The organism is Pseudomonas sp. S04 (assembly GCF_009834545.1).
Taxonomy (GTDB): domain Bacteria; phylum Pseudomonadota; class Gammaproteobacteria; order Pseudomonadales; family Pseudomonadaceae; genus Aquipseudomonas.
On record NZ_CP019427.1, the window covers coordinates 4,938,443 to 4,961,736 of the forward strand.

General features: G+C 59.7%; 20 protein-coding genes. 9 read left to right on the top strand and 11 right to left on the bottom strand.

Annotated features, from left to right (window positions below; translation table 11 throughout):
* Nucleotides 1-9: 9 nt before the first annotated feature.
* Nucleotides 10-339 (top strand): GlpM family protein, encoded by a 330-nt coding sequence (locus PspS04_RS21950; RefSeq protein ID WP_174244632.1) that lies wholly within the window; start codon nucleotides 10-12, stop codon nucleotides 337-339.
* A 13-nt stretch (nucleotides 340-352) separates the two neighbouring features.
* On the opposite strand, the gene PspS04_RS21955 is transcribed toward PspS04_RS21950, so the two are convergent.
* Complete coding sequence (locus PspS04_RS21955; protein WP_159997745.1) at nucleotides 353-1,387, bottom strand: alpha/beta fold hydrolase; 1,035 nt, start codon at nucleotides 1,385-1,387, stop codon at nucleotides 353-355.
* Between the two features lie 86 nt (nucleotides 1,388-1,473).
* Between PspS04_RS21955 and PspS04_RS21960 the strand changes: the two genes are divergently transcribed.
* On the top strand, nucleotides 1,474-1,623 hold the full coding sequence (locus PspS04_RS21960; RefSeq protein ID WP_159997747.1) for a hypothetical protein: 150 nt from the start codon (nucleotides 1,474-1,476) through the stop codon (nucleotides 1,621-1,623).
* 106 nt (nucleotides 1,624-1,729) lie between these two features.
* On the opposite strand, the gene metE is transcribed toward PspS04_RS21960, so the two are convergent.
* Nucleotides 1,730-4,042 (bottom strand): 5-methyltetrahydropteroyltriglutamate--homocysteine S-methyltransferase, encoded by a 2,313-nt coding sequence (metE, locus tag PspS04_RS21965; protein ID WP_159997749.1) that lies wholly within the window; start codon nucleotides 4,040-4,042, stop codon nucleotides 1,730-1,732.
* 108 nt (nucleotides 4,043-4,150) lie between these two features.
* Between metE and metR the strand changes: the two genes are divergently transcribed.
* A complete protein-coding gene (gene metR / locus PspS04_RS21970) occupies nucleotides 4,151-5,068 on the top strand; it encodes a transcriptional regulator MetR (RefSeq protein ID WP_095165972.1) in 918 nt (305 codons plus the stop codon).
* Nucleotides 5,069-5,081: 13 nt separating this feature from the next.
* On the opposite strand, the gene PspS04_RS21975 is transcribed toward metR, so the two are convergent.
* The gene (locus PspS04_RS21975) at nucleotides 5,082-5,720 is read right to left on the bottom strand and encodes a LysE family translocator (protein ID WP_095165974.1); all 639 of its coding nucleotides are present in this window, start codon (nucleotides 5,718-5,720) and stop codon (nucleotides 5,082-5,084) included.
* A 24-nt stretch (nucleotides 5,721-5,744) separates the two neighbouring features.
* Complete coding sequence (locus PspS04_RS21980) at nucleotides 5,745-6,179, bottom strand: NUDIX hydrolase (RefSeq protein ID WP_159997751.1); 435 nt, start codon at nucleotides 6,177-6,179, stop codon at nucleotides 5,745-5,747.
* Between the two features lie 141 nt (nucleotides 6,180-6,320).
* Here PspS04_RS21980 and PspS04_RS21985 point away from each other — a divergent pair, with 141 nt between their 5' ends.
* Genes PspS04_RS21985 through PspS04_RS21995 form a run of 3 tightly spaced genes read left to right on the top strand, consistent with a single transcriptional unit; the run spans nucleotide 6,321 to nucleotide 9,115 of the window.
* The gene (locus PspS04_RS21985) at nucleotides 6,321-7,130 is read left to right on the top strand and encodes a helix-turn-helix transcriptional regulator (protein ID WP_159997753.1); all 810 of its coding nucleotides are present in this window, start codon (nucleotides 6,321-6,323) and stop codon (nucleotides 7,128-7,130) included.
* A 43-nt stretch (nucleotides 7,131-7,173) separates the two neighbouring features.
* Nucleotides 7,174-8,790, top strand: coding sequence for an FMN-binding glutamate synthase family protein (locus PspS04_RS21990; RefSeq protein WP_159997755.1), 1,617 nt, complete (start codon nucleotides 7,174-7,176; stop codon nucleotides 8,788-8,790).
* 25 nt (nucleotides 8,791-8,815) lie between these two features.
* Entirely contained in the window at nucleotides 8,816-9,115 is a 300-nt protein-coding gene (locus PspS04_RS21995) for a putative quinol monooxygenase (protein WP_159997757.1), read from the top strand.
* Between the two features lie 68 nt (nucleotides 9,116-9,183).
* Here the strand turns inward: PspS04_RS21995 and PspS04_RS22000 are convergent, their stop codons facing one another.
* Entirely contained in the window at nucleotides 9,184-10,605 is a 1,422-nt protein-coding gene (locus PspS04_RS22000; protein ID WP_159997759.1) for an amino acid permease, read from the bottom strand.
* Between the two features lie 491 nt (nucleotides 10,606-11,096).
* Here PspS04_RS22000 and PspS04_RS22005 point away from each other — a divergent pair, with 491 nt between their 5' ends.
* Nucleotides 11,097-14,207 carry a transglycosylase domain-containing protein gene (locus PspS04_RS22005; protein ID WP_159997761.1) on the top strand — a complete coding sequence of 1,037 codons (3,111 nt, stop codon included), beginning with the start codon at nucleotides 11,097-11,099 and terminating at the stop codon, nucleotides 14,205-14,207.
* A 28-nt stretch (nucleotides 14,208-14,235) separates the two neighbouring features.
* Here PspS04_RS22005 and PspS04_RS22010 read toward each other — a convergent pair whose 3' ends face one another.
* From PspS04_RS22010 to PspS04_RS22035, 6 genes are all read right to left on the bottom strand, one after another.
* Nucleotides 14,236-15,117 (bottom strand): hypothetical protein, encoded by an 882-nt coding sequence (locus PspS04_RS22010; RefSeq protein WP_335929812.1) that lies wholly within the window; start codon nucleotides 15,115-15,117, stop codon nucleotides 14,236-14,238.
* Nucleotides 15,118-15,556: 439 nt separating this feature from the next.
* On the bottom strand, nucleotides 15,557-16,045 hold the full coding sequence (locus tag PspS04_RS22015) for a CS1 type fimbrial major subunit (protein WP_159997765.1): 489 nt from the start codon (nucleotides 16,043-16,045) through the stop codon (nucleotides 15,557-15,559).
* A 76-nt stretch (nucleotides 16,046-16,121) separates the two neighbouring features.
* Nucleotides 16,122-16,862, bottom strand: a complete 741-nt coding sequence (locus tag PspS04_RS22020) for a molecular chaperone (RefSeq protein ID WP_159997767.1) — start codon at nucleotides 16,860-16,862, stop codon at nucleotides 16,122-16,124.
* 52 nt (nucleotides 16,863-16,914) lie between these two features.
* Complete coding sequence (locus PspS04_RS22025; protein WP_159997769.1) at nucleotides 16,915-18,183, bottom strand: hypothetical protein; 1,269 nt, start codon at nucleotides 18,181-18,183, stop codon at nucleotides 16,915-16,917.
* A gap of 30 nt (nucleotides 18,184-18,213) precedes the next feature.
* Nucleotides 18,214-20,736, bottom strand: a complete 2,523-nt coding sequence (locus tag PspS04_RS22030; RefSeq protein WP_159997771.1) for a TcfC E-set like domain-containing protein — start codon at nucleotides 20,734-20,736, stop codon at nucleotides 18,214-18,216.
* Between the two features lie 110 nt (nucleotides 20,737-20,846).
* Complete coding sequence (locus tag PspS04_RS22035; protein WP_159997773.1) at nucleotides 20,847-21,338, bottom strand: CS1 type fimbrial major subunit; 492 nt, start codon at nucleotides 21,336-21,338, stop codon at nucleotides 20,847-20,849.
* 555 nt (nucleotides 21,339-21,893) lie between these two features.
* On the opposite strand from PspS04_RS22035, the gene PspS04_RS22040 reads away from it, so the two are divergent.
* Together PspS04_RS22040 and PspS04_RS22045 are read left to right on the top strand one after the other, a co-directional pair.
* Entirely contained in the window at nucleotides 21,894-22,469 is a 576-nt protein-coding gene (locus tag PspS04_RS22040) for a PadR family transcriptional regulator (RefSeq protein WP_095165995.1), read from the top strand.
* On the top strand, nucleotides 22,469-23,251 hold the full coding sequence (locus PspS04_RS22045; RefSeq protein WP_159997775.1) for a siderophore-interacting protein: 783 nt from the start codon (nucleotides 22,469-22,471) through the stop codon (nucleotides 23,249-23,251). The genes PspS04_RS22040 and PspS04_RS22045 overlap by 1 nt, the downstream gene beginning before the upstream one ends.
* Nucleotides 23,252-23,294: the final 43 nt, after the last annotated feature.

Here is a 23,294-nt window from a genome sequence, read left to right on the forward strand (position 1 = left end):
GTGGATCTATTGTTGAAAGCGGCCCTTGGCGCGGCGGTGGTGGTGATAATCGCCGCCCTGGCCAAGACCAAAAACTACTACATCGCCGGCCTGGTGCCGCTGTTTCCGACCTTCGCCCTGATTGCCCACTACATCGTCGGCAAGGGCCGCTCGCTGGACGACCTGAAGACCACCATCGTATTTGGCATGTGGTCGATCATTCCGTACTTCGTGTATCTGGCGACCCTGTACCTGATGGTCGACCGGCTGCGCCTGGAAGCCTCGCTGGCGGTGGCCGCCGTGGCCTGGCTGATGGCCGCCACCGTGCTGGTCAGCGTCTGGGTCCGCCTGCACGCCTGAGTCGGCGCAGCGTTCAAAGCAGATTCATCCCCCGCACTGGCTCGATTTGCGCCCAATGCGAGGTGTCTTCGCGGTGCTGCTGCAGGTAGGGCAATACCGCCGCCAGCAACGGCGCCTTGAATGCCTCCTGGAATCGATGGGCCAGCCCTGGAATCAGCTTGAGCTGGCTGCCCTGGATGTGCGCCGCCAGGTGAATGCCATGCATCACTGGCAGCAACGGATCGGCCGTGCCGTGCACCACCAGGGTCGGTACCCGCAACTGGTTGAGCAACGCCACCCGGCTTGGCTCGGCGAGGATCGCCATGATCTGGCGCTTGACCCCTTCTGGATTGAACGCCCGGTCATAGGACTGCGCTGCCTGCTGCAGCAGCGCCTGGCGATCATCGGTGACCTGCGGACTGCCCAGGGCGGCCAGTAGATCGGCCTGTTGCTCCAGGGCCACTTCGCGGTTCGGCGCACTGCGCCGGGCGAGCAATTGCACCAGCGCCGCGTTGGGCGCCGGCAGGCCCGCCGCGCCGGAACTGCTCATGATCAGCGTCAGGCTCTCGACCCGCTGCGGCGCCATGGCCGCCATGTGCTGGGCGATCATCCCGCCCATGCTCGCCCCCAGCACATGGAATTGCTTCACGTGCAGGGCGTCCATCAAGCCCAGGCCATCGTCCGCCATATCGCTCAGGGTGTAGGGCGCCGACACCGGCAGGCCGAGCTTATAGCGCAAGGCCTCGAAGGTCAGGTTGGCGCTGGCAGGAGCCTGGCGCCAGGTCGACAGGCCGACGTCGCGATTGTCGTAGCGAATCACCCGAAAACCTTGCTCACAGAGGGCCACCACCACCTCGTCCGGCCAGTGGATCAACTGCCCACCCAAGCCCATCACCAGCAGCAGCGCCGGATCCGAGGCGCGGCCGATGCTCTGGTAGGCCAGGCTCACTTGCGCCAGGTCGGCATGTTGGGTCACCACGTTGACATCGCAGCGCGGCGCCGCCCAGGACGCCGGGCCAAAACACAGCGCGGCCAGGAAGATGGCCGCGGATAAACACAAGACACGCATGAAAAACACCGAAACGCAGAACCCCAGTAGAGCGCGAGTCTGATGAACTTTGTTGAAGCGCGCTGCCACAGTTGCGTGACAGTTTGATGAATCTCGCCGAGCGGTCGGCGGAGCCATTCAAGACGTTGGATGTCAAGGCAGTCCTCAAAACGCCGGCTACAGAACTGAAGATTGCCGGCCAGCGCATCTACACCGAACAACTGAGCCTCAGGCGCAGTGATCCCACGATCAGTTAAGCGCTGACAGCAACCTGTAGCAGCTGCCGAGCTGGCTAGGCTACGCTCGACTGCTGCAAGGACTGGGCAAATTGCTTGACTACGCCCGCTCTCATCCGGCGATGCGTCAAGCCAACTGACTGCGCAACTGGCGAGCCGCCGCCACCATGTTGACCAACGCGGCTTCAGTCTCCGGCCAGGCCCGGGTCTTGAGGCCGCAGTCCGGGTTGACCCACAGGCGCTCGGCCGGGATGCGTTGCACCGCCTTGCTCAGCAACTTGACCATCTCCTGGGTGTCGGGCACTCGCGGCGAGTGGATGTCGTACACGCCCGGGCCGATATCGTTCGGGTAGTCGAAGGCCTTGAAGGCTTCGAGCAACTGCATGTCCGAACGCGAGGTTTCGATGGTGATCACGTCGGCGTCCATCGCCGCAATCGACTTGATCACATCGTTGAACTCGCTGTAGCACATGTGGGTGTGGATCTGGGTTTCATCGCGCACTCCAGACGCACTCAAGCGAAACGCCTGCACTGCCCAATCCAGGTACTCCTGCCACTGCGCCTGGCGCAAGGGCAGGCCTTCGCGGAACGCCGCTTCATCGATCTGGATAATCTTGATCCCGGCCCGTTCGAGGTCCAGCACTTCATCGCGCAGGGCCAGCGCCAACTGCTGTGCCTGGACTTTGCGTGACACATCTTCCCGGGGGAAGGACCACATCAGCATGGTCACGGGACCGGTGAGCATGCCTTTCATGACCTTGTCGGTCAGGCTCTGGGCGTAGGTGATCCAGTCCACGGTCATGGCTTTCGGACGACTGAGGTCGCCGTAGATGATCGCCGGTTTCACACAGCGCGAACCGTAGCTCTGCACCCAGCCAAAACGGCTGAACAGATAACCGTCCAATTGCTCGGCAAAGTACTCGACCATGTCGTTGCGCTCAGCCTCACCGTGCACCAGCACATCGAGCCCCAGGCGTTCCTGAATCTGCACGGCGTGGCGGATTTCACTGTGCATGGCATCGGTGTAGTCGTTGGCCGACAACTTGCCCTGCTTGAACGCCTGGCGGGCCAGGCGGATCGCCCCGGTCTGGGGGAACGAGCCGATGGTGGTGGTCGGGAAGACCGGCAACTGCAAGCGTGCGCGTTGCTGCTCGATGCGCTGGGCAAACCCCGACTGGCGCTGGCTGTCACTGTCGCGAATGGCCTCGACACGGGCCTGCACCTGGGCCTTGTGAATCCGTGGCGACTGGGCGCGACTGGCCTGGATCGCGCGACTTTGCGCCAGTGCGGCTTGCACCTTGGGCGACTGCGGATCGTTCAGGGCGTCACGCAGCACGGCAATCTCGCCACACTTCTGCACGGCAAAAGCCAGCCAGCTTTTCAGTTCAGGATCGAGCTGGTCCTCGCGTTCCAGGTCCACCGGGCTGTGCAGCAACGAACATGAACTGCTGACCCACAGGTTGTCGCCAAAGCGCTCCTGGGCTACTTGCAGTTGCGCCAGGACCGGCTCCAGTTCACAACGCCAGACGTTGCGACCGTTGACCAGGCCCACCGAGAGAACCTTGTAGGTCGGCAGCCGATCGAGCACGTGCAGCAGTTGGTCGGGCGCACGTACCGCATCGATGTGCAGGCCCTGGACCGGCAGGCCGACCGCCAGCCCGAGGTTGTCTTGCAGGCCGCTGAAGTAGGTCGCCACCAGCTTTTTCAGCGGCGAGTACTGGAGGATGTGATAGGCCCGTTCGAAGGCGCTCTTCCATGCCTGTGGCAGGTCGAGGGTCAGGATCGGCTCATCGATTTGCACCCACTCCACGCCTTGGGCAGCCAGGCGGCCGAGGATTTCGTTGTACACCGGCAGCAGGCGTTCCAGCAGGTCGAGCTTGTCGAAGTCGTTGCCTTTGGCCTTGCCCAGCCACAGGTAGGTCAGCGGGCCGATGATCACCGGCTTGACGTTGTGACCGAGGGCGCGAGCTTCGTCGACTTCATCGAACAGTTGTTCCCAGCTCAGCTTGAACTGCTGGTCGACGCTGAACTCCGGGACCAGATAGTGGTAGTTGGTGTCGAACCACTTGGTCAATTCCTGGGCATATTGCGCCTGGGCATGCTCACCGCCGCAGCAGGTCGCGGTGGCACCACGGGCCATGGCGAACAGGCTGTCGAGGGTCGGTTGGCCCCGGTCATCACGGGTGCTGTCGAAGCGTTGGGGAATCACCCCGAAGGTCAGCGAATGGCTCAGGACCTGGTCGTACCAGGCAAAGTCACCCACCGGCAGCAGGTCGATCCCGGCCTCTTTCTGCAACTGCCAGTGCCTGGCGCGCAGATCGCGGCCGACCGCTTGCAGGGCCGCTTGATCGAGGTCGCCCTTCCAATAGGCTTCGAGGGCTTTTTTCAGTTCGCGATCAGCGCCGATGCGGGGAAAACCGAGGGTGTGGGCCAAGGCCATGGCGTTTAACTCCTGAATAAATAATGGGCCTATTGTCGACAGCCAGGCCATCATGAGACAAACTCAACCTTTTCGTGTTCATCACAAAATTTATTCATGGAGGCCACGGTGCTCGAAATCCGTCACCTGAAGACCCTGCACGCCCTGCGTGAAGCCGACAGCCTGGTCGACGCCGCCGAACGCCTGCACCTGACCCAGTCGGCCCTGTCCCACCAGTTCAAGGAACTGGAAGAGCGCATGGGCATGCCGTTGTTCGTGCGCAAGACCAAGCCGGTGCGTTTCACCAGTGCCGGCCTGCGCCTGCTGCAACTGGCCGACGCCACCCTGCCGCTGTTGCGCGGAGCCGAGCGCGACATCGCCCGGCTGGCCGGCGGCACGGCCGGACGCCTGCACATGGCGATCGAATGCCACAGCTGCTTTCAATGGTTGATGCCGACCATCGACCAGTTCCGCGATGCCTGGCCGGAAGTCGAACTGGACCTGGCCTCGGGTTTTTCCTTCGCTCCGCTGCCGGCCCTGGCCCGTGGCGACCTCGACCTGGTGGTGACCTCCGACCCGCTGGAGCTGGCCGGGATCACCTACGTGCCGCTGTTTACCTATGAAGCGATGCTTGCCGTAGCCAATCAGCATCGCCTGGCCAGCAAGCCCTACATCGTGCCCGAGGACCTGCTCAGCGAAACCCTGATCACCTACCCGGTGGAACGGGATCGGCTGGACATCTTCACCCGCTTCCTCGAGCCGGCCGACATCGAGCCGGCCCAGGTGCGGACCTCGGAGCTGACGGTGATGATGATGCAATTGGTCGCCAGCGGTCGCGGTGTCTGCGGCATGCCCCACTGGGCCCTGCATGAGTACAGCTCACGGGGTTATGTGAAGGCCAAGCGGCTGGGGGAGAAAGGCCTGTTCGCCACGCTGTACGCCGGCATCCGCGCCGACATGCTGGATGCGCCGTACATGCGTGACTTCCTGCTGACCGCCAAGGACACCTCGTTCTCCACCCTGGACGGGGTCAGCGTGGTCCGGTGAGAGGCCGCTGCCCCTATACCATCCTTTTCGGTTCAGACAGCAGGCGTACGGCCAGGGCCGCCAGGACGAAGCCCATGAAATAGCGCTGCACCGCCAGCCAGCTCGGGTTGTTGACGAACCAACTGGCGATGCCTGCGGCGAACAGGGCGATCAGCAGATTGACGGTAAAGCTGACGGTGATCTGGGTCAGGCCCAGGGCGATACTCTGGAAGAAGATCGAGCCGTGCTCAGGGTTGATGAACTGCGGAAACACCGAGAGATAGAACACCGCGATCTTCGGGTTCAGCGCGCTGGTGAGAAAACCCATCATCATCAGTTTGCGCGAAGAGTCCGGTGCCAGTTGCTGCGCCTCGAACGGCGAGCGAGCGCCGGGCTTGACCGCCTGCCAGGCCATCCACAACAAGTACAAGGCCCCTGCCCACTTCAGCGCCTCATAGGCCATCGGCACCGCCAGGAACACCGCCGTCAAGCCAGCCGCCGCCGCGAACAGGTGCACAAAAAAACCCGCCACCACGCCCACCAGCGAAATTACTCCGGCCTTACGCCCCTGGCAGATCGAGCGAGAGATCAGGTAGATCATGTTCGGCCCCGGGGTCAGTACCAGGAGCAGGGACGCCGCGGCAAAAATCAGCAGGTCGTGGGCAGTAATCATCAGGCAGTCCTTGTCAGTGATCGGTCAGGCCGGAGCCTTCAGTGAACGACGATAAAACGGCAGGATCAGGTCCCGTGTCAATGGCGCCAGCAGCACATCCGGTTCAACCTGCGGATCGACCCACACCACCTCCTCGATCTCGGCGGCCGGGCACACGGTTTGGTAGATCTGCAGCAGGAAGATTTCGGCCTCGACCACAAACCCTGGCTCATTCGCCGCCGGTGCGCAGAACGGGCCCAGGTAACGGGCCTGGGCAGTATCGATGCGCAACCCCAACTCTTCTTCCAGCTCGCGGGCCAGGGCCTGCACCGGTTGTTCGTGGGCTTCGATCTTGCCGCCCGGCTGCATGAACGCAGTGGTGCCACGCTTGCGGACCAGCAGGGTGCGGCCGTCGGGACCGATCAACAGCGCGGCAGCAATGCGGATAATACGGGGCTCAACACAAACGGAATCGGTCATGGACAATCAGCGGCCTTGGTTCAAAGAAACCAAGGATCCCACGGCCGCCGGGGCTGCGTCACCCTCCATGGATTGCCCCTGCCGCCTGTCTGGGCCAGTATGTTCGGCAACTTCAGGCCGTGAGCCGACCGGGAACGCTGAATGAATCACTCGCGGCAGGATATCGCCTGGCACCGCTCCATCGGGCAGTTGATCGATGCCCTCGACAAACCCAACTTCTGGACCCAACTGGTGCGCCTGCTGGACCAGTACCTGAGCTTCGACAGTTGGGTGGTGGTGCTCTTCGACGGGGATCAGCGGCCCCTGGTGTTCGGCGAATGCCCGAGTGCAGACGGTAGCCCCGACCCATTGTTCCAGGATTACCTGATGGGCCTGTTCCTGCTGGACCCGTTCTACATCGCCAGCCGCGAGCAGGCGCGCACTGGGCTCTATCGCCTGTCCGAGGTAGCGCCCGAGCACTTCGAGCTGACCGAGTACTACCAGCGCTACTTTCGCCTGAACGTGGTGGCCGATGAAATCCAGTTCAATTGCCAGCTCGAGGGCGAGCGCACCCTGTGCCTGTCGCTGGGCAGCCAGCAACGGTTCAGCAGCGAACAGATCGCCCTGCTGTCGCTGATCCAGCCGTGGGTCCTGAGCCTGCTGCGCCAACGCCTGCCCTATGAAAACGAGGTACCAGCCACACCTGAGCCGCCGGCCCAGCACACTGACTGGCGCAGCCGCCTGGAAGCTTCATTGCAACAGATCAAGGGCGCGCAACTGACTGCCCGCGAACTGGATGTCGGGCGCTGGATGCTCAGCGGTTGCTCCAGCAAGGAAATCGCCCGTAAGCTGGAAATCTCTGCCGAAACCGTGAAAGTCCATAAGAAACACATCTACAGCAAGCTGGGGATCAAATCCCAGTCCGAGCTGTTTTCGATATTTTTGCAGGCACAAGCAAATCCCGACCTGTAGAAAATCGTGCCGAATTTGATGAGTCCGAACCCAAGGAACCCGTATGAGCCTGTCACTCCTGAGCCGCTACGCCTTCTTTGCCGCCTGTGTGATCTTTACCCTCGCCAGCCTGCCGTTTCTGCACCATGAGTGGGTCTGGCCGCTGACCATCATCACCGGCCTGCTGAGCCTGCTGGGTATCTTCGACCTGCTGCAAAGCCCCCATGCGGTGCGCCGCAACTACCCGATCCTGGGCAATATCCGTTACCTGGTGGAAGGCATCCGCCCGGAGATCCGCCAGTACCTGCTGGAATCCGACAGCGACGCCCTGCCCTTTTCCCGGGCCCAACGCTCACTGGTCTATTCGCGCGCCAAGAATGAAAGTGCCGACAAACCCTTCGGCACTCTGATCGATGTCTACCAGTCAGGGTTCGAATTCATCGGCCACTCGATGCGCCCGGCCCCGGTGACCGATCCCAGCAGCTTCCGGGTGATCGTCGGCGGCCCGCAGTGCAGCCAGCCGTACTCGGCCTCGGTGTTCAACATCTCGGCCATGAGCTTTGGCTCCCTCAGCGCCAACGCCATCCGGGCGTTGAACCAGGGCGCGAAACTCGGCAACTTCGCCCACGACACCGGCGAGGGCAGCATCAGCCCCTATCACCGTGAACACGGCGGCGACCTGACCTGGGAACTGGGCAGCGGTTACTTCGGCTGCCGCACGACCGATGGCCGCTTCGACCCGGAACGCTTCGCCACCCAGGCCCAGAACCCGCAAGTGCGGATGATCGAAATCAAGATGAGCCAGGGCGCCAAGCCGGGCCACGGCGGGATCCTGCCCAAGCACAAGGTGACCCGGGAAATCGCCGACACCCGCGGCGTACCCATGGGCGAAGACTGCGTCTCGCCGTCGCGCCACAGTGCGTTTTCCACGCCGATTGAAATGATGCACTTCATCCAGCAATTGCGTGAGTTGTCCGGCGGCAAACCGGTGGGCTTCAAGTTCTGCCTGGGTCACCCCTGGGAATTCATGGGCATCGCCAAGGCCATGCTGGAAACCGGAATCCTCCCGGACTTCATCGTGGTCGACGGCAAGGAAGGTGGCACCGGTGCCGCGCCCGTGGAGTTCACCGACCACATTGGCGTGCCAATGCGCGAGGGCCTTCTGTTCGTACACAACACCCTGGTGGGCCTGAACCTGCGGGACAAGATCAAGCTGGGCGCCAGCGGCAAGATCGTCAGCGCGTTCGATATCGCCAGCGTACTGGCCATCGGTGCCGACTGGGCCAACTCGGCGCGCGGCTTCATGTTCGCCATCGGCTGTATCCAGTCGCAGTCGTGCCACACCAATAAATGCCCGACCGGCGTCGCCACCCAGGACACCTTGCGCCAGCGCGCCCTGGTGGTACCGGACAAGGCCCAGCGGGTGTTCAACTTCCACCGCAGCACCCTCAAGGCCCTGGCGGAAATGCTCGCCGCCGCCGGCCTCGAACACCCCTCGCAGTTGTCAGCCAAACACCTGGTGCGGCGCATGTCAGCCACCGAGATCAAACTGTTCTCCCAACTGCATGTGTTCCTCAAGCCCGGTGAACTGCTGACCGGTGAAGTCAGCGGCGAGTTCTATTCGCGGATGTGGCAAATGGCTCGGGCCGACAGCTTCGAAGCCAATGACGTGGCGGCCTGATACCGCGCACCCCAAGGAAGAACCCATGCTCAAAGTGATTGCCCAGGACTTCATCCAGCCCGAACACATCGACACCGTGCGCCCGTGGTACGCCGAACTGGTGGAGAAAACCCGCCTGGAACCCGACTGCATTGCCTACGACCTGTTCGTCGACCAGCACGATCCGGGACATTTTGTCTTCGTCGAACAATGGCCGAACCAGGCCGCGCTGGACGCCCATTGCCAATCCGAGCACTTCCGCCGGTTGGTGCCGCAGATCAACCAGTACCAGGCCCGAGAGTGCGAGGTATTGCTGATGGACGCGTTCTTGCCGAAGTCGGGATAAACAAACAGCGCACAAATAAAAAGCCCCGGTCAATCAACCGGGGCTTTTTGGTACAGCGCATCAGGCCATCAAGACGCCTGGCTGACCGCACCTTGTGTGGCATTGGTCGGTTGCAGCTTGAACGCATAGAACAGCACGGTCAGCAGCACCAGGAACGCCGGGCCGACATACAGGGCGATGCGGGTTTCCGGGAAGTAGGCCATCAGGCCGACCACCAGCACCAGGAACGCCAGCGCCAGGTAGGAGCTGATCGGGTACAGCCACATGCGGTACTTCAGGGCCGCACGCTCGGAAACGCTCAGGCCGCGGCGGAACTTGAGTTGCGCCAGCAGGATCATCACCCAGGTCCAGATGGCGCCGAAGGTGGCGATCGCGGTCACCCAGACGAAGACTTTTTCCGGAACCATGTAGTTCAGCAACACGCCCAGCAACAGCACGAAGATCGACAGCAGCAAAGCGCGACGCGGTACGCCGTTGCTCGAGGTGGTGGCGAAACCGGCAGGTGCCTGGCCGTTCTGCGCCAGGCTGTAGAGCATGCGCCCGGTGCTGAAGATGCCACCGTTGCAGGACGACAGCGCTGCGGTGATCACCACGAAGTTGATGATGCCAGCGGCGGTCTTGATGCCCAGACGCTCGAAGGTCATCACGAACGGGCTACCCTGGGTACCGATTTCGTTCCATGGGTAGATCGACAGGATCACGAACAAGGCACCCACGTAGAACAGCAGAATGCGCCAGAACACCGAGCCGATGGCATTGGGGATGGTCTTCTGCGGGTTCTTCGCTTCACCAGCGGTCAGGCCGATCATCTCAACGCCCAGGTAGGCGAACATCACCATCTGCAGGGACATCAGCACGCCCTGCACGCCGTTGGGCATGAAGCCGCCATGGGTCCACAGGTTGGAAATACCCAGGGCCACGCCATCGTTGCCGAAGCCGAAGGCAATCACACCGATGCCGCCGACTACCATCGCGATGATGGTGACGATCTTGATCAGGGCGAACCAGAACTCGAACTCACCGAATGCCTTGACCGCGATCAGGTTGATCGAGCCCATGCTGATCAGTGCGGCCAGCGCCCAGATCCAGCGTGGCACGTCCGGGAACCAGACGCCCATGTACACCGCCACCGCGGTAATTTCCGCAACACAGGTCACCAGCCACAGGAACCAGTAGTTCCAGCCGGTGAGAAAACCTGCCAACGGGCCCAGGTAGTCTTGCGCGTAGCGGCTGAACGAGCCCGCCACCGGGTTGTGCACGGCCATCTCTCCGAGGGCGCGCATGATCACCAGGATCGCCAGACCGCCGATGATGTAGGACAGCATGATTGCCGGGCCGGCCATTTCGATGGCCTTGGCTGAACCCAGGAACAGACCGACACCGATACAGGCGCCGAGCGCCATCAAGCGAATATGCCGTTCGCCGAGTTCGCGTTTGAGCGGGCCGCCTTGAGCGGTCTCGCCGTGGTGCTGGTGATTGCCGACTGGCATAGGGGTACAACCTCGTCTTGTTATTGGATATGACCACCGAGTGTCGAAGCACCGACCGATAGGCCGACACTTCCTGAAACCGGATCCACTTCGTGGGTGAATCCGTCCTGTAGGACAAAACCTGCAGGATCAGCGGGACGCGCAGTATAAAAAGCTTATCGCAGTTACTTTCACTCTATAAACGACAAAATTCAGAAGGAACTCTCGACAAAAGCCCCATCTGCAGAGGTGTATCACCTGCATTTCGCACATTTACTGAGCTGCGAAGCGGCGCGGAGTATTGCACAGCAATGGTGCAACGTCATGCCCCTACCTAGGCCGTATTTACCGGTTTGAAGGCTCTAGAGCGCCTCTTCTAGAGGTTCGCCGACGACCGGTAGGCGCACCGCACCACGCGCTGCGATTGTGCTCATACAAATTTTTCACCCCGCGCCACCAGCGTCTAAGCTTCAGACAAGTCCGATCAATCTGCGTGAATGGATCAGTCGACTATGGGCGCTTTGTGGCAAACCGATTCGAGTAAACCTGTGGTGCCAACTGACAGCGTGGAAGAAGCGCCTTTACCGAAAAAAAGCCGTCGCCGCTATGCTTGGCGCTCGTTCTGGCTATTGCTGGTGATCATCCTGATCGTGCTTGGCTTTGCCATTGAAAAAGAGGTCCGGACCTCACGTTTCCAGGCACGGGAGTTCAGCCGGTTCGCGGCGTCCTTGAGCTACTCGATGCACCCAGGGCCCAGCGATTCGATTTTCTACCCGGGCGCCGGGCCTTTCGATAAACGCCTGGGCTATAGCGCGCTGGGGGACTTTTTGCCACGCCTGCTCAAGCGCGATTATGTGATCGCCGCGCAAACCCGCTTTTCACCCAAGCTGCTCGAGTACAGCAAGAACGGCTTTTTTGTGCCCTACGCCGAGAAAATCCAGGCCGGCCTGTCGATCACCGATTGCACCACCGCCGCGCTCTATCAATTCAAATACCCACAGCAGCTGTATTCGAGCTTCGCCTCGATTCCGCCACTGGTCACCCATAGCCTGCTGTTCATCGAAAACCGTGACCTGCTGGACCCCAAGCAACCCAAGGCCAACCCTGCCGTCGATTGGCCGCGTTTCGCCAAGGCCGCCTGGTCACAAGTGGCCAAGATGCTCCACCTGCCCGGCCAGACTGCCGGCGGCAGCACCCTCGCCACCCAACTGGAGAAGTACCGCCACTCGCCGGACGGCCTGACCGTTTCAGGTGGCGAGAAGATTCGCCAGATGATTTCCGCCAGCGTGCGTGCCTATCAGGACGGCCCGCAGACCCTCGAGGCCCGGCAGAATATCGTGCGTGACTACCTCAACAGCGTGCCGCTGTCGGCAGTCCCCGGCCATGGCGAAGTGCATGGCATGGCCGAGGGGTTGCGCGTGTGGTACGGCGCCGACTTCAACCAGGTCAACCAGGCCCTGGCCAGCGAGGCCAGCGATCCGCAAAGCCTGGCGCAACGCGGCCTGGCCTTGCGCCAGGTGCTCTCGTTGATGATTGCCCAGCGCCGGCCCTCGTATTACCTGACCAAGGGCCAGGCAGACCTGGCGAACCTCACCGACAGCCATATCCGCCTGCTGGCGCAGAACGCCGTGCTCGACCCGGCATTGACCAGCGCGGCACTCGCCAGCAAGGTCACCTACCGTGACTGGGTGCAACAACCGACCATCCAGCCGATTGAAACCAACAAAGGCATCAGCGTCGCGCGCAGTCGCCTGGCCTCCATGCTCAACCGCCCGCTGTATGACCTGGACCGTCTTGACCTGTCCGCCACCAGCACCTTGCAGGGCGACCTGCAGACCCAAGCCAGCGACTACCTCAAGCGCCTCGCCGACCCGGTGTTTGCCGCCGAAATCGGCCTGCTTGGCGAGCGCCTGCTGACAGCCACCAGCACCGCGCAAGTGCGCTACAGCTTCACCTTGCTCGAGCTGACCCCCGACGGCTCGCGCGTGCGGGTGCAAACCGACAGCACCGACCAACCGTTCGACATCAACGAAGGCAGCAAACTGGAGCTGGGCTCCACCGCCAAGTTGCGGGTGCTGACCACCTACCTGCAAATCATCGCGCAGCTGCACGACCGTTACGTCGCCCAGACCCCGGCCGAACTGAAAAAAGTCGAAGTCGCCGACCAGGACCGACTGACCCGCTGGGCCGTCGACTACCTGATCCAGAACAGCGACCGCAGCCTGGCGAAAATGCTCGGCGCCGCCCTGGACCGCAAATACTCGGCGAGCCCCGGCGAAGCCTTTTTCACCGGCGGCGGCCTGCACACCTTCCACAACTTTCGCAAAGAGGACAACGGCCGCCTGCCGACCTTGCGCGATTCCCTGCGCGAGTCGATCAACCTGCCGTTCATTCGCCTGATGCGCGACCTCGTGCGCTACACCACCTATTCCGGGCCGGACAACAGTGGCCAGTTGCTCAAGGATGACGTCAACCCGCGACGCCAGGAATACCTGGCCCAGTTCGCCGACCGCGAAGGCACTTCGTTCCTGCTGAAGTTCTGGAAGAAGTACCAGAAAAAGGACACCCAGGCGCGTCTCGACACCTTCCTTGACAGCATGCACCCCACGGCGATTCGCCTGGCCGCGGTGCACCGCTATCTGCTGCCCGAAGCTTCCCAGGAGAGCTTCAACAGCTTTGTGCGCTCGCACCTGAAAACCCTCAAGACCAAGGAAAAACTCACCGACGAGCGCCTGGAGCGCCTCTACGCCAGCTACGGCCCCGGTGCCTATGACCTTCCCGACCAGGGCTTCATTGCCAAGGTCCACCCGCTGGACCTGTGGCTGATCGGCTACCTGCTCAATAACCCGGACGCCAAGTTCAGCCAGATCGTCAAGGCCAGCCAGTTCGAGCGTCAGGAGGTCTACAGCTGGCTGTTCAAGAGCAAGCACAAGAGCGCCCGCGACAGCCGCATCCGCACCATGCTGGAGATCGAAGCCTTCCTCGACATTCACCAGCGCTGGCAAAAAGTCGGTTACCCCTTCGACCACCTGGTGCCGTCGCTGGCCACCGCCATCGGCAGTTCCGGCGACCGCCCTGCCGCCCTGGCGGAGCTGGTCGGCACCATCCTCAACGACGGTGTGCGCATGCCGACCCTGCGCATCGACAGCCTGCATTTCGCCGCCGACACTCCCTACGAGACTCGCCTGACCAACGACCCCGACGCCGGCAAGCGGGTCATGCCGGTGGAAGTGGCCACGGCCCTGCGTGAAGCACTGTCACAGGTGGTCGACGCCGGTACCGCAAAACGTGTGGCTGGCAGCTTCAAACTGGCCGATGGCACGCCACTGGCGATGGGCGGCAAGACCGGCACCGGCGACAACCGCATCGAAGCCGTCGGTTCGGGCGGGCGCATTCTCAGCTCCAAGGCGATCAACCGCACCGCGACTTTCGTGTTCTACATTGGCGATCATCACTTCGGCACCCTGACTGCCTTCGTGCCGGGAGCCTCCGCCCAAGGCTTCAAGTTCACCTCGGCCTTGCCGGTGCAAGTGCTCAAGGGCATGGCGCCGATCCTCACGCCTTACCTGCAACCGGGCACCCATACGATGTGCCAGCCAACTGTGGCAACGGCCAAACGTTAAGCGTGGGGGCGCTTTGAAGGGGCGGTCGTTACCCTATTTCCGAATCCCAGATCACGGTGACATCCCCTCTATAGGTTTTGCCAACACCCAACTCCAACATCTGTTCGACGTATTCCCTGGTGATTTCAAAGTGCAGGGTTCCAGGCTTGCGTTCGACATAAAAGCCCGGCTGAAACAACTCGGTGCCACTGCCGTCGAGTCGCAGGGGCCGATGCTGCACCGGCAGTCCCGAGGCATCTGTCAGGCCGCTGGGCAAGGTCACGCTCGTGTTCAGGGGCACAAGATCGGCCGATGCCGTATCACGTAGTGCGCAGGTATTGCCAATGGCGTACTGGCACTCCAGCTGCATCTTGAAACGCGACGAGGCCGAGACGTTGAAGGTCTGATCGCGAAACAAGCGTGTTGGCTTGCGCCCTTGATTCAACCAGGCTTGCCAACCGCCCTGGGGCATCAGCTCGATCCGGTTGCCGCCCGGCGGGATGTCTACCTTCAGCGAATGCATGACATCCAGGGTGAAATCGAGGGTGATTGCCGTGTCGTTTGGCAGCATGACATCACCCATGTCGAAGTCACCACCAGGACCTGTAGTGTAGGTCAATGAACCTCGATACTGCCCCGACGACATACTCAGAGGGTTGGGGGTCTTGAGTTCATAGACGTATTCGACTGAGCTGTGCTGGAACCAGGGAATATCGATATAGGGCAATATGCTGCAGGCCCCCGCTCCCTCGGGAAAGAGCCAAAAGAAAAAAGCAAAATTGACGCCGGCGAGGTTTATGTCGAGACCGGTACAGGGGGCGGCTGGGCGTGTCCATGGCGCGCGCCAACGGCCTCCCGGCGTCGTCGCCCAGGCACTAACTCCCGGTGGCCTCGCGATATTCCAGGTTCCACCAATTCCGGCGACACGCATCTCAACAGTTTCTCGCTCACCTGTGCGACTGTGCACGACCTCTAGTGGGCGCCAGCTCGACGGCACACTGAAGGTCGCCCCCTGCCGAGGGTCGGTATGCCCGGCAGGAATGGGCTGTGTAGAGCGAAAATTCAAGCCAGGCACCCGCAGACTGAAAATACCTAATCGCGCGCAAGTGCCAGCAACATAGTTTGGGCAAACACCACTTTGCGGCGTAGTGTTTACAAATTTGTTGACCAAGGGATTTGCCGGATCAGGCACAAACTTCGCGGTTATTTCCTGTACCACTGCGCCGACAGATGGGACATGCGACCCCGCCAGCAAGCCTACCGCAAGCGGGATCGCAGCTATTGTTCTTGACGAAAAAAACAATCTCATTATGAATTGACCTGAAACTCCAACGTAATGGAACCACCCGCCACTTATTGCCCCTAACAAATCAAGGAGCAAGGGCCTCGAAAATCATGTGCACACTGCCGTAGTACTCACCGGGCTTGTAACCGTCATCCGGTTTGATTGCTGCGATCAGTAACTCCACACGCTTGCCGGTTTTGCCATCCATCTCCGAAATCACGGGCGCATCCTCTACCGTGAGTTTTACTCGGTTGAACTGAACGTCCAGAGCGATGTTGTCGACCTCTCGGCCATTGCTCAAATAAGGTACTTCACTTAATCGTGCGGTGATCTGACCATTGCTGTTTTTTACATCGAATTGTTTGCGCAGCGGGCTTAGTTCCTGCGCAGTCAAATTCCAAGCCAGTTTCTGCTCCCGTCCAATCCAGTTCGGATCAGCCGGCAACACATAAAAATCCGCCGTCGGAATGGTCACCGAAACTTCAAAAGTTTCTCGCTCCATCACGGCATACGCACAAACGCTGCCCAGCGTCAGCGCCACCATCGAAATGAGGGTCATTAATTTTTTAAACATGTGTCATCACCTGTTTGCACTGCACGCAATTAAAAAGGCTGAAAGCCGTAACACAACTTCCGCCCAATGCTCAGCGTTATCCCTTTACGTCCAGCTTCGTGGCTTTGGATCCTTCAACCATGGTGAAACGGTATTCACGGCCTGCCTGCTTATCGAACTTGAATGTTCGACCGGCCAGAATGTGGTGCTTGGTAGCGGGCTGGCATTCCTGTTCGTTCTTGACTGAACAGTCCTTGAACTCATCGATCACCACCACGGTGTTGCCGTTATTACGGATTCGGTACTGGCTGACGTCGTTCTCGATCACACTGTCGTAACGAGTATCTTTTGGACGTACGAAAAATACAGTGCCGTACCCGGCCAGTACGTTGACCCCTGCCGACAGGCTCTTTTTGTAGTCTTCACGCTCTTCGACGGACACAGCAAACTCATCTTCCTTCTCCGGCACCACAGGCACGTAGCGCACGCGGAAGTAACGTTCTTTTTCACGCTCCCCCATGTACAACAACCGCGAACCCTGCATGCCGTTGGCCGGCACGATCAAGCGCGCGGGGCTGGCCATCAAGCCATTGCGGGAAGTGCCATCTGCCTGGTTCTCCAGTGGAATTTCCCGGGCCTTGCCATCGACGTCATAGATAATCTCGAGGATGTTGATCTTGACGAAAGCGGTGCTGTCACCACCGTTGAAAACACGTTTCAAGTAAGTACTTTTATCGCCATCCAGATAGTCGTAAACAACTCCGACATTGATTTGCGGCCCAGCCAGGGCTGCATGGGAAAACACAGAAAAACCAAAGAGTACCAACAGACGTTTCATGACATACCACCTCAATAAATTAACCCCCCGAATCGGATCCACCGACATGGGTTTAAACTTCCGAATCCCAGATCACCGTGACATCACCCGAGTATGTTTTTCTAACGCCCTCACTCAGCATCGACTCGACGTGTTCACGGGCAATTTCAAAGTGCAGGGTTCCCGGCTTACGATCGAGATAAAAACCGGGTTGAAAAAGCTCCGAGCCACTGCCATCGAGTCGAAGGGGAAGACGATTGACTGATTGCCCTGAGGCATCTGTCAGGCCGTTGGGCAGGCTTACGCCCATTTGCAATGGCACAAGATCAGCAGATTTCGCCTCACGTAACGCGCAGGTGTTGCCGACGATGTATTGGCATTCAAGCCGCATCTTGAAGCGGCTGGATGTCGAGATAGTGAAGGTCTGATCACGGAACAAACGGACAGGTTTACGTCCCTGGTTCAACCAGCCTTGCCAACCTCCCTGGGGGACCAACTCGATTTGATTGCCTCCGGGTGGAACATCAACCTTCAGGGCGTGTTCCACGGTCAGGGTAAAATCGAGTTGGATAATTGAATCCGTGGGAGCGACTATGTCGCCAAGGTCAAAATCGCCCCCAGGCATGATCGTGTATACCTGCGTACCTTCATAGATCCCCGTCGACATTTTCAGCGGGTCCGGCGTACGCAGTTGATAGGTGAAGTCCAGGTAGCGGTGGCCAAAACCTGGAATGGGGAATTTGGCCTGTTTGCTACAAACCTGTTCTTCAGGCGTCAGCCAAAAAAAAGCGAAGCCGGTATAACCATAATAGGCATTGGGGCCGATACTTACACAGGGACTCGGTGCAGTTGCCCAATTGCTGCCCCATAACACCCTATGCGCTACCCTGTAATCAGTGGTACCTGTGAGTTCCAACACGCTATGGCTCAGGTCGTAAACACCGCCCATCCCGGCAATACGGACTTCTAACATGACCTCTTCGCCAGTTTCGCGGTGCCTCACTGACAAGTTGCGCCAGGCTGCAGGGGTCTTGATCATTGCCCCCGCGCGTATGTCAGCGTGATTGGCCTCGATAGGACCATTAAGTGGCACACCCCCCACGTGAGAGCGCAGGCTGAATATATTGTGAGCCCTGCAGATGTCCGGATAGTGCCTGCAGAACCCTTGATTGGGAGTTGTGTTCTTGAATTCGTTTTTCAGCGGGTTGCCCGGCTCAGGATTGAAGGTGGCCGTAATCGGCAGGACGATTGCTCCAGCCTTCATTGCCGAAACAGATAACCAGCAGCCGATCAAAATCGTCCTTGTCCTGAGCAATTGAAAGGCTGTCCAAAGATTTATCATTTTGCGATTCCAGATAGTCAGCAGTGTTTATTAACCGGCGTTTTGCACGGCTTCGGTGATATCCGCCAAGGTATCCGGCGTACAGTGCAAATCACCGATCATCAGCACATCGTTTTCACGTCGGGCGTTGTTCGGGTCGAGACGGAATTGGCAAAGCAACTGATTACCGGAACGCACTTCCAGCGTGGGTGAACCTGCATTCATTTCCATGGAGAAAAAGCCATCGACTTCGCTGACGCCACGACTGGCGTGGTTGATGATGTGATGGCCCTTGAGCGGCTTGCCCTGAGGGTCGACCAAGCGGCCGAGCACGGTGACGGTTTTGCTGACAGTGATCTTGCGGTACTCCACGCCGCCCTTGTTCAGGTGATAGCTGGAACGGGCCGGCTGGATACTCGCCGCGGGCACATGATTGCCCTCGAAATCGAAGCTCACGGAACTGCTTTTGTAGGCGGTGATCGGCACAAAGTTGCGCCCCGGCTTGAGTAACGCACTGCCGCCGCTCAAATCATCGGCGCGTAGCGCGATATCTTCGATGTCCGACTCCACATCGATGATCATGCCAGCACCGTCGCGGTGATACTGGCTGGTAATGACCATCTTGCTCGCGCCGACGGCCACGGTGCTGTCCAGGTTCAAGCCACCGGTGAGGTCGTTGTTGAAAGAGGAGCGCTGTATGAATCCGTCTCCATTGACCAGGTCCGATTGCATGTTCGCCATGGCATTCAAACCGACGCCGTAGGTATCGGTAATGGCCGTGGCCGAGACACTTTGCAACAGGTGATCCTGAAGGTCTTTGCGATAGGTAATCGACGCGTTGTTATCCCGGCCACCTTCGCGGGCAGTGCGGGTACCGATACTGCCGGAGATCTGCTCACCCGGGCCGCCAAGGGCGATGTTGACGCTCAGGTCGATGCCGCGATTCCTGTCATCACCCGAACTGAAACTTCCCGGCCTGTCGAACAACGACAACCGCCAGTTGGCATCGCTGCCAAACAGACGGGTACGCTGGGTCCATCCGAGATCCACCCCTGTGCCTTCGGTGTTGCCTTCACTGTGGGAGACTCGGGCATTGATCGAGCTTTTGCTGGTCAGACGATGATTCACCGACAGCGATGAGTTACTTGTCTGACCAACAAAGACATTGCGCTGCCGCACTCGCGTACCGTCCGGTAACGTGTCGTAGAGCCGGGTCGTGTCGAGCCAACTGCGGTTGTGGCTGGCGACGATGCTGCCGCTGCCATAGGAATAGAGCCCCTGAACATCAAGTCCGGTGCCGTAATCCTCGGTTTGGTAGACGCTGGCATAAAGACTGGCACTGTTGACGATCGCCCAATCGAGCGAGGTTCCATACTGCAATGTGTCCCGCACTTGTCGCCCGCTCAAACCAAGAATGACTCGTGGATGCAGCAGAAAATTGAATGCAGCACCGGCAGTCATGTCGCCGTCGTCCTGCTCATCCCAGTTGCTCAGCACTTTGGATTCACGGCCGGCGAACAGGTTGTAGCGCCAGCGCTCGTCGTGATTGCGCCAATTGCTGGGCTTGTAGACCAGTTCCTGGGTGCTGGAGGTAATCTGACCGTCTTCGATCAGGCGTACTTCCACTTCATAGATCCCTCCCGGCAACGGCCGGGTATCGAGGGTCTGCAACCCGGCGGGCACTGCCTGGGTGTTGATTAACAAACCATCACGGTAGATTTCCACCGAGCCTTGGCGATTGGCGGTGACGTAAATCGGATAGACCGCCGGTTTCAGATTATTGATGGCCAGACTGTCGGAGCTGCCGTACATGACGCCTAGCGCAGTGTCCGGACTGGTGCCAAAGGTACGCGGCTGTCGGGTCAACCCCTCGGACGAGGGTGTGAAAAGGCCAAGGCGCAGGAAGCTGCCCTCCAGTTCGCGCTGAGTGTAAAGCTCATTCACCGAGTGATAGAGCGTGTTGTCCATGCCGCCCAGTCGGGACAATTGCATATTGATCGCCTGAGTCCAGTTGCCCAGGCTGCTACTGGCCTCAAGACCATAACGCCCACCCAGATCCTGATTCTGGCCACCGTTGAGGTTCAGTTGATTGCGCACGATCAACCCGGTGCTGCCGCCTTCAGGCAGTGTGTAGTAACGCTGCGCCTGGTCGTCTCGCTCGGCATTTTCCGTGAGGATCGACACCAGCGAGTTTTCAAGGCTGTAGTGCACCGCCAACAGTTGCTCCGGGCACTTGGCCTGGCAGCCGCCCAGCGCTACCCCTTGTTTCAGATAGTTCGACCAGGTGTCGCGTTCACTGGCCTTGATCGTGCTGTCGCCGACATCGGCGAAGTCAACGAGGGTGATACGATCGTCGCGGGTTAGCACCACCATCGCCTCACCGAGAAATTGCTGGTCAAGTTCCACGCGCACCGCCAACGGCACATCAAAGAAGTGCTCTTCGAACTCGGTCGGCAGCCCCTTGGCCTGTGCCAGCAAACTTCGAGGGGTATGGCGGTTTTCCGCTGGCGCGGCCAGTGCATTTGCGCAAAAAAGCAAGGCAAGCGCCGTCGCGATGGGAGTCATCGGGAACATGAACGAAATACTCTGAAGATCAGTGCGTTAAATCCCGATCGACAGGTAGTGATTACCCATCGACCGGGAAGAATTACCAAATAAGGAAAGACCTTATTTCATAACCGTACTTACGGAGTGACGCGAGGAATTGCATCGAAAATCACAACCGGATTGGCCGTATAAAGACCTGTCTGAGTGGCTGTTGGCTTGGCTGCGGCAATCACCAGATCAGCCCGCATGCCCCCGTTGGACTCGGCATCGCCTACCACTTCTTCAGACGCGCCGGTCAAGGTTACGCCATTGAAGGTGTAGGTCAGCGCGATGTTGTTGGCACCGTTGAACAGAGGTTGCGGACCACCTTCTACATAAGCGTTAACCGAACCGTTGGTGTGCCGAACGTCGTAAGTTGCACGCAACGGGCTCAAGGTGCCGTCGACCAGATTGTAGGCCATCGTTTCATCTTTACCGAAGTCAGGATTCACTGGTTGAGCGTGAAAAACCTTGCTTGGAATGGTGGCACTGATGTTGATTGAGCTACGAATTTCGTCTGCAGCAAACGCCATCGAAGAACTCAGAGCCAGAACAGCCAGGGGAGCAGCGAACGCGATTTTCTTGAACATCTTCAGTACCTGTCTTTTAAAAGGGTCGATGCAGTAAAAGCGACAACTGGCTGGTGACCAGCCAAACGCCGAGATGGCGTTTTGTCTCAACTTTCAAAGCCAGCAAATCATCGAACATTTATTTTTAAAAGTAAGCAGGCAAGTTCCGTCTTTGGCGTAGCTGGAGTGCTACCCAAGCGGAAAGAAAAAACAATAAAAATCAAACACTCAGCTCAACAGCCGTCAGACTGAAACCACATACAGATTCTCTGGAAATCCCATACAGGGAGAATCCTCAGTACAACTTCCGTAAGACTAATAGCACTGCCTTAATAAATAAAGGGGGAAACTAGTTAATTAGAGAGTTAGCACTAAAAACACCCGCTAGTGCAATAAGGAAATTGCCGCCTGCGCAGGATCGAGTCGTCACCAGGCGAGCACACGGCGAGCCCGGCAGATTCGCAGGGGGGGTCGATCAGGGGGGTTGTATACAACCGGCACCGCTGGTCCGGGGTGCTTGCTTTTTCTCAAAGATATATCTTAAGTTATGTCTAAACACGACGAGAGAAAGCAAAAATGAGAGACCATCATTCCCACCGCGAACACTCCGACGGCCGCGACGGCTTCGAAAAACGCCCGGGGCCGGGCCGCGAACGCGGTGGCCGCGGGCCTCGGGTATTTGCCCCTGGCGACCTGAAGCTGCTGTTGCTGGCGTTGATCGCCGAACAGCCCTGCCACGGCTATGACCTGATCCGCCAGATCGAAAGCATGTTCGATGGCGCCTATAGCCCCAGCCCCGGGGTGATCTACCCGACCCTGACCTTCCTGGAAGAAAGCGAACTGATCCTGGGCGACGCCGACGGCGGCAAAAAACGCTACGCCATCACCGACGCCGGCCGCCAGTCACTGGGCGAACAAGCGATTGCCCTGGACGGCGTGCGGATGCGCATTGAAGTCAGCAAGCGCTCGCTGCGCGGCCACGACCGCCCCGCCGAGATCCACGAGGCAGTGCACAACCTGCGCCATGCCCTGCAGATGCACCACGGTCGCTGGAGCCCGGAAGAAATCCTGCGGGTCCGCGACCTGCTCAACAATACCGCCAAGGCCATAGTCGATGGCCCGCAAGCACAATCGGTTCAGGAGAACGCGTAATGACTGAAGTGATCACCCAGACCATCCACCGCGTCATGCACCAAATCAAACGCCGCCGCCTGCAGGTACTGCGGGTAATCGACCTGACGCCGCGCATGCGCCGGATCACTGTTGGCGGGCCGGAACTGGCCGGGTTCATCAGCCTGGGCACGGATGACCACGTGAAACTGCTGTTCCCGCAAAATGCCGAGGAACAGGCGGCCCTGGAAACGCTCGAACTGGGGGCCAATAACGATCAGGGGCCAAAGCCGGCGATGCGCGACTACACCCCGCGCCGCTATGACCTGGACACCCTGGAGCTGGACATTGATTTCGTCCTGCACGGCGACGGCCCTGCATCGACCTGGGCGGCACAGGCGCAACCCGGCCAATTCCTGCACATTGCCGGGCCGCGCGGCTCGATGGTGGTGCCGGATATCTTCGACAGTTACCTGCTGATCGGCGACGAAACCGCCCTGCCCGCCATTGCTCGCCGCCTGGAAGGATTGGCCGCCAATCGCCGGGCACTGGTGGTGGTGGAAATCGAGAATGGCGCCGAGCAGCAAGAGCTCGACAGCCCGGCCGAGGTCGAGGTGATCTGGGTCTTGCGTGAAGGTGGCAAGGATCACCTGCTGGCCACCGTGCAGCAGCTGTCCCTGCCCGAGGGCCAGCTCTACGCCTGGATCGCCACCGAAGCCAAGGCGTCACGCCAGATCCGCCGGGTGCTACTGGATGACAAGGGCCTGGATCAGCAATTCGTCAAAGCCGTGGGCTACTGGCAACTCGACGACAACGAACAGTAACGTCGCGAGCAAGCCCGCATCACACTAATGAAATGGTTACCCC

What these genes read in the sequence shown, in the direction of transcription:
- PspS04_RS22025 (WP_159997769.1), bottom strand. Translation starts at nt 18,183, where the DNA reads ATGATAAATCTTTGGACAGCCTTTCAATTGCTCAGGACAAGGACGATT.
- PspS04_RS21975 (WP_095165974.1), bottom strand. Translation starts at nt 5,720, where the DNA reads ATGATTACTGCCCACGACCTGCTGATTTTTGCCGCGGCGTCCCTGCTC.
- PspS04_RS21995 (WP_159997757.1), top strand. Translation starts at nt 8,816, where the DNA reads ATGCTCAAAGTGATTGCCCAGGACTTCATCCAGCCCGAACACATCGAC.
- PspS04_RS22015 (WP_159997765.1), bottom strand. Translation starts at nt 16,045, where the DNA reads ATGTTTAAAAAATTAATGACCCTCATTTCGATGGTGGCGCTGACGCTG.
- PspS04_RS21985 (WP_159997753.1), top strand. Translation starts at nt 6,321, where the DNA reads ATGAATCACTCGCGGCAGGATATCGCCTGGCACCGCTCCATCGGGCAG.
- PspS04_RS21955 (WP_159997745.1), bottom strand. Translation starts at nt 1,387, where the DNA reads ATGCGTGTCTTGTGTTTATCCGCGGCCATCTTCCTGGCCGCGCTGTGT.
- PspS04_RS21990 (WP_159997755.1), top strand. Translation starts at nt 7,174, where the DNA reads ATGAGCCTGTCACTCCTGAGCCGCTACGCCTTCTTTGCCGCCTGTGTG.
- PspS04_RS22030 (WP_159997771.1), bottom strand. Translation starts at nt 20,736, where the DNA reads ATGTTCCCGATGACTCCCATCGCGACGGCGCTTGCCTTGCTTTTTTGC.
- PspS04_RS22045 (WP_159997775.1), top strand. Translation starts at nt 22,469, where the DNA reads ATGACTGAAGTGATCACCCAGACCATCCACCGCGTCATGCACCAAATC.
- PspS04_RS22040 (WP_095165995.1), top strand. Translation starts at nt 21,894, where the DNA reads ATGAGAGACCATCATTCCCACCGCGAACACTCCGACGGCCGCGACGGC.
- PspS04_RS22035 (WP_159997773.1), bottom strand. Translation starts at nt 21,338, where the DNA reads ATGTTCAAGAAAATCGCGTTCGCTGCTCCCCTGGCTGTTCTGGCTCTG.
- PspS04_RS22020 (WP_159997767.1), bottom strand. Translation starts at nt 16,862, where the DNA reads ATGAAACGTCTGTTGGTACTCTTTGGTTTTTCTGTGTTTTCCCATGCA.
- PspS04_RS22005 (WP_159997761.1), top strand. Translation starts at nt 11,097, where the DNA reads ATGGGCGCTTTGTGGCAAACCGATTCGAGTAAACCTGTGGTGCCAACT.
- PspS04_RS22000 (WP_159997759.1), bottom strand. Translation starts at nt 10,605, where the DNA reads ATGCCAGTCGGCAATCACCAGCACCACGGCGAGACCGCTCAAGGCGGC.
- metE (WP_159997749.1), bottom strand. Translation starts at nt 4,042, where the DNA reads ATGGCCTTGGCCCACACCCTCGGTTTTCCCCGCATCGGCGCTGATCGC.
- PspS04_RS21980 (WP_159997751.1), bottom strand. Translation starts at nt 6,179, where the DNA reads ATGACCGATTCCGTTTGTGTTGAGCCCCGTATTATCCGCATTGCTGCC.
- PspS04_RS21960 (WP_159997747.1), top strand. Translation starts at nt 1,474, where the DNA reads ATGAATCTCGCCGAGCGGTCGGCGGAGCCATTCAAGACGTTGGATGTC.
- PspS04_RS22010 (WP_335929812.1), bottom strand. Translation starts at nt 15,117, where the DNA reads ATGCGTGTCGCCGGAATTGGTGGAACCTGGAATATCGCGAGGCCACCG.